Source organism: Azospira sp. MPR-E4 (assembly GCF_058809645.1).
In genome coordinates this window covers 1-5356 of record NZ_JBXAST010000096.1, presented here as the reverse complement: position 1 = coordinate 5356, position 5356 = coordinate 1, and the positions used below count along the sequence as shown (strand labels likewise).

Sequence of the window (5356 nt, the reverse complement as noted above, 5' to 3'; positions counted from 1 at the left end):
AAACACCCCAGCCACGAGGTAGCTGGGGTGTTGTAAGGGGAGCCTGGCGGTGACCTACTTTCGCACATGAAGTATGCACTATCATCGGCGCAACTCTGTTTCACGGTCCTGTTCGGGATGGGAAGGGGTGGGTCCAGAGCGCTATGGCCGCCAAGCGTAACTTGTTCGCTCGCTGTCGAGTGACGTCGAGCGCAAAATGGGAGAAGGTTAAATGTGATTGCGTTTCAAACTGAAGCGCTTTGATCTCAGAGTTATAGGATCAAGCCGCACGGGCAATTAGTATCGGTTAGCTTAACGCATTACTGCGCTTCCACACCCGACCTATCAACGTGGTGGTCTTCCACGACCCTTTAGGGGGCTCGAAGCCCCGGGGAAGTCTAATCTTGAGGCGAGTTTCCCGCTTAGATGCTTTCAGCGGTTATCTCTTCCGTACTTAGCTACCCGGCGATGCGACTGGCGTCACAACCGGTACACCAGGGGTACGTCCACTCCGGTCCTCTCGTACTAGGAGCAGCCCCCCTCAAACTTCCAGCGCCCACGGCAGATAGGGACCAAACTGTCTCACGACGTTTTAAACCCAGCTCACGTACCTCTTTAAATGGCGAACAGCCATACCCTTGGGACCGGCTACAGCCCCAGGATGAGATGAGCCGACATCGAGGTGCCAAACACCGCCGTCGATATGAACTCTTGGGCGGTATCAGCCTGTTATCCCCAGAGTACCTTTTATCCGTTGAGCGATGGCCCTTCCATACAGAACCACCGGATCACTATGACCTGCTTTCGCACCTGCTCGACTTGTGGGTCTCGCAGTCAAGCACGCTTATGCCATTGCACTATTAGCACGATGTCCGACCGTACCTAGCGTACCTTCGTACTCCTCCGTTACCTTTTGGGAGGAGACCGCCCCAGTCAAACTGCCTACCATGCACGGTCCCAGACCTGGATTCACAGGCCATGGTTAGAACCTCAAACAAACCAGGGTGGTATTTCAAGGACGACTCCACCAGAACTAGCGTCCTGGTCTCACAGTCTCCCACCTATCCTACACAGATCGGTTCAAAGTCCAATGCAAAGCTACAGTAAAGGTTCATGGGGTCTTTCCGTCTAGCCGCGGGGAGATTGCATCTTCACAAACATTTCAATTTCGCTGAGTCTCAGGAGGAGACAGTGTGGCCATCGTTACGCCATTCGTGCAGGTCGGAACTTACCCGACAAGGAATTTCGCTACCTTAGGACCGTTATAGTTACGGCCGCCGTTTACCGGGGCTTCGATCAAGAGCTTGCACCCCATCACTTAACCTTCCGGCACCGGGCAGGCGTCACACCCTATACGTCCACTTTCGTGTTTGCAGAGTGCTGTGTTTTTATTAAACAGTCGCAGCCACCATTTCACTGCAACCCCATCGAGCTTCGAGAGCAAGTCTCTACACCCTACCGGGGCGCACCTTATCCCGAAGTTACGGTGCCAATTTGCCGAGTTCCTTCTCCTGAGTTCTCTCAAGCGCCTTAGAATTCTCATCCTGCCCACCTGTGTCGGTTTGCGGTACGGTCCCAATGTAACTGAAGCTTAGAGGCTTTTCTTGGAAGCTTGGTATCAATCACTTCGCGCTCAAAGAGCGCTCGTCGTCACGCCTCAGCTTAGCCCCCCGGATTTGCCTAAGGGGCACGCCTACACGCTTAAACCGGGACGTCCAACACCCGGCTGACCTAACCTTCTCCGTCCCCCCATCGCATTACATTGAGGTACAGGAATATTAACCTGTTTCCCATCGACTACGCTTTTCAGCCTCGCCTTAGGGGCCGACTCACCCTGCGCCGATGAACGTTGCGCAGGAAACCTTGGGCTTTCGGCGAGGGAGCTTTTCACTCCCTTTATCGCTACTCATGTCAGCATTCGCACTTCTGATACCTCCAGCATCCCTCACGAGACACCTTCAACGGCCTACAGAACGCTCTCCTACCATATCCAAAGGATATCCGCGATTTCGGTGCATAGTTTGAGCCCCGTTACATCTTCCGCGCAGGACGACTCGACCAGTGAGCTATTACGCTTTCTTTAAAGGATGGCTGCTTCTAAGCCAACCTCCTGGCTGTCTGAGCCTTCCCACCTCGTTTCCCACTTAACTATGTCTTTGGGACCTTAATCGGCGGTCTGGGTTGTTTCCCTCTTGACACCGGACGTTAGCACCCGATGTCTGTCTCCCAAGCTCGCACTCTACGGTATTCAGAGTTTGCTATGGCGAAGTAAGTCGCGATGACCCCTTCAACCATTACAGTGCTTTACCCCCGTAGGTGATACTTGAGGCACTACCTAAATAGTTTTCGGAGAGAACCAGCTATTTCCGGATTTGTTTAGCCTTTCACCCCTATCCACAGCTCATCCCCTAACTTTTCAACGTTAGTGGGTTCGGACCTCCAGTGCGTGTTACCGCACCTTCATCCTGGCCATGGATAGATCATCCGGTTTCGGGTCTACGCCATGCTACTTAACGCCCTTATCAGACTCGGTTTCCCTACGCCTTCCCTACTCGGTTAAGCTCGCAACATAACGTAAGTCGCTGACCCATTATACAAAAGGTACGCAGTCACCCCACGAAGGGGCTCCCACTGTTTGTATGCATGCGGTTTCAGGATCTATTTCACTCCCCTCCCGGGGTTCTTTTCGCCTTTCCCTCACGGTACTGGTTCACTATCGGTCGATTACGAGTATTTAGCCTTGGAGGATGGTCCCCCCATATTCAGACAGGGTTTCACGTGCCCCGCCCTACTTGTCGCAAACTTAGTACCACGATCCTGTTTTCGCGTACGGGGCTATCACCCACTACGGCGACACTTTCCAGAGTCTTCCGCTAACAGATTCGCTATCACTTGCAGGCTGTTCCCATTTCGCTCGCCACTACTTTGGGAATCTCGGTTGATTTCTTTTCCTCCGGCTACTTAGATGTTTCAGTTCACCGGGTTCGCCTCCACTGACCTATGTATTCAGTCAGGGATACTCCTTGCGGAGTGGGTTTCCCCATTCGGACATCTCTGGATCAAAGCTTCGTTGCCAGCTCCCCAGAGCTTTTCGCAGGCTTGCACGTCCTTCATCGCCTGTAATCGCCAAGGCATCCACCACATGCACTTAGTCGCTTGATCCTATAACTTTGAGGCCTCTTCCGAGGCAGTTATAAGCAACTCAGTTTGTGTTTGTATCGCGCTAGCTGTAACGCGATACGATGCAATCACAATGTATATCTGGCTTGGTTTCGGCTCCAGATATACAACCTTCTCCATTTTGTTAAAGAGCAAACAGCATTGACCAAGAGGTCAGACCTAAGCATCCGTGCTTACGTATGAGCTCTTGCAGACAACCGAAGGGGTTGGTGGAGGCAGACGGGATCGAACCGACGACATCCAGCTTGCAAAGCTGGCGCTCTCCCAACTGAGCTATGCCCCCGCCTGATGAAGCGTTGGTGGGTCAGGTAGGAATCGAACCTACGACCCCCGCCTTATCAAGACGGTGCTCTAACCGACTGAGCTACTGACCCAAACTTCTCTTATCGAAGGGTCAGTAGAGGACCCGGAGTCAGTACGCCTGCGCGCTACTCCTGCTCCTGGCCTTTCCCTCATGCTGTTACTTGAACAACCGATAGGTTGTAGATGCTTGGAGGATGCTTTTCTCTAGAAAGGAGGTGATCCAGCCGCACCTTCCGATACGGCTACCTTGTTACGACTTCACCCCAGTCATGAATCCTACCGTGGTAATCGCCCTCCTTACGGTTAGGCTAACTACTTCTGGTAGAACCCACTCCCATGGTGTGACGGGCGGTGTGTACAAGACCCGGGAACGTATTCACCGCGACATGCTGATCCGCGATTACTAGCGATTCCGACTTCACGCAGTCGAGTTGCAGACTGCGATCCGGACTACGATCGGCTTTCTGGGATTGGCTCCACCTCGCGGCTTGGCAACCCTCTGTACCGACCATTGTATGACGTGTGAAGCCCTACCCATAAGGGCCATGAGGACTTGACGTCATCCCCACCTTCCTCCGGTTTGTCACCGGCAGTCTCATTAAAGTGCCCAACTGAATGATGGCAATTAATGACAAGGGTTGCGCTCGTTGCGGGACTTAACCCAACATCTCACGACACGAGCTGACGACAGCCATGCAGCACCTGTGTCCAGGCTCCCTTTCGGGCACCAATCCATCTCTGGAAAGTTCCTGGCATGTCAAGGGTAGGTAAGGTTTTTCGCGTTGCATCGAATTAATCCACATCATCCACCGCTTGTGCGGGTCCCCGTCAATTCCTTTGAGTTTTAACCTTGCGGCCGTACTCCCCAGGCGGTCAACTTCACGCGTTAGCTGCGGTACTAAAAGGTTTAACCCTTCCAACACCTAGTTGACATCGTTTAGGGCGTGGACTACCAGGGTATCTAATCCTGTTTGCTCCCCACGCTTTCGTGCATGAGCGTCAGTACTAACCCAGGGGGCTGCCTTCGCCATCGGTATTCCTCCACATCTCTACGCATTTCACTGCTACACGTGGAATTCTACCCCCCTCTGCCGTACTCTAGCCTCGCAGTCACAAACGCAGTTCCCAGGTTGAGCCCGGGGATTTCACGTCTGTCTTACGAAACCGCCTGCGCACGCTTTACGCCCAGTAATTCCGATTAACGCTCGCACCCTACGTATTACCGCGGCTGCTGGCACGTAGTTAGCCGGTGCTTCTTATGCGGGTACCGTCATCAACAACGGATATTAGCCGTTGCCATTTCTTCCCCGCCGAAAGAGCTTTACAACCCGAAGGCCTTCTTCACTCACGCGGCATGGCTGGATCAGGGTTGCCCCCATTGTCCAAAATTCCCCACTGCTGCCTCCCGTAGGAGTCTGGGCCGTGTCTCAGTCCCAGTGTGGCAGATCATCCTCTCAGACCTGCTACGGATCGTCGCCTTGGTGAGCTTTTACCTCACCAACTAGCTAATCCGACATCGGCCGCTCCAAGAGCGCGAGGTCTTGCGATCCCCCGCTTTCCTGCTCACAGAATATGCGGTATTAGCGTAACTTTCGCTACGTTATCCCCCACTCCTGGGTACGTTCCGATGTATTACTCACCCGTTCGCCACTCGCCACCAGGAGCAAGCTCCCGTGCTGCCGTTCGACTTGCATGTGTAAGGCATGCCGCCAGCGTTCAATCTGAGCCAGGATCAAACTCTTCAGTTTAATCTCTGCTTAAAACTCGCTTGACGGATATATTCAAGTTTCCTTGACTACATCTTTGTGCAAGCGCTTGATTCATTTGTCCGACCTAAGCCGGAACACCCAACCAAGCACCTACACCTATCGGTTGTCCTATTTTTTAAAGAGCT

The 5356-nt window shown here is 53.2% G+C and carries 2 tRNA genes and 3 rRNA genes; all 5 read right to left on the bottom strand.

The annotated features are described in order from the left end of the window. Positions 1–41: 41 nt before the first annotated feature. Positions 42–155 (bottom strand): 5S ribosomal RNA (gene rrf / locus AC1RTA_RS16285). Positions 156–255: 100 nt separating this feature from the next. Further along, positions 256–3141: ribosomal RNA gene (locus AC1RTA_RS16280) — 23S ribosomal RNA — on the bottom strand. A 225-nt stretch (positions 3142–3366) separates the two neighbouring features. Beyond that, positions 3367–3442, bottom strand: a tRNA-Ala gene (locus AC1RTA_RS16275). A gap of 14 nt (positions 3443–3456) precedes the next feature. Beyond that, positions 3457–3533, bottom strand: a tRNA-Ile gene (locus AC1RTA_RS16270). Between the two features lie 137 nt (positions 3534–3670). Further along, positions 3671–5210 (bottom strand): 16S ribosomal RNA (locus AC1RTA_RS16265). The 16S, 23S and 5S rRNA genes sit together here with 2 tRNA genes alongside, the layout of an rRNA operon. Positions 5211–5356: the final 146 nt, after the last annotated feature.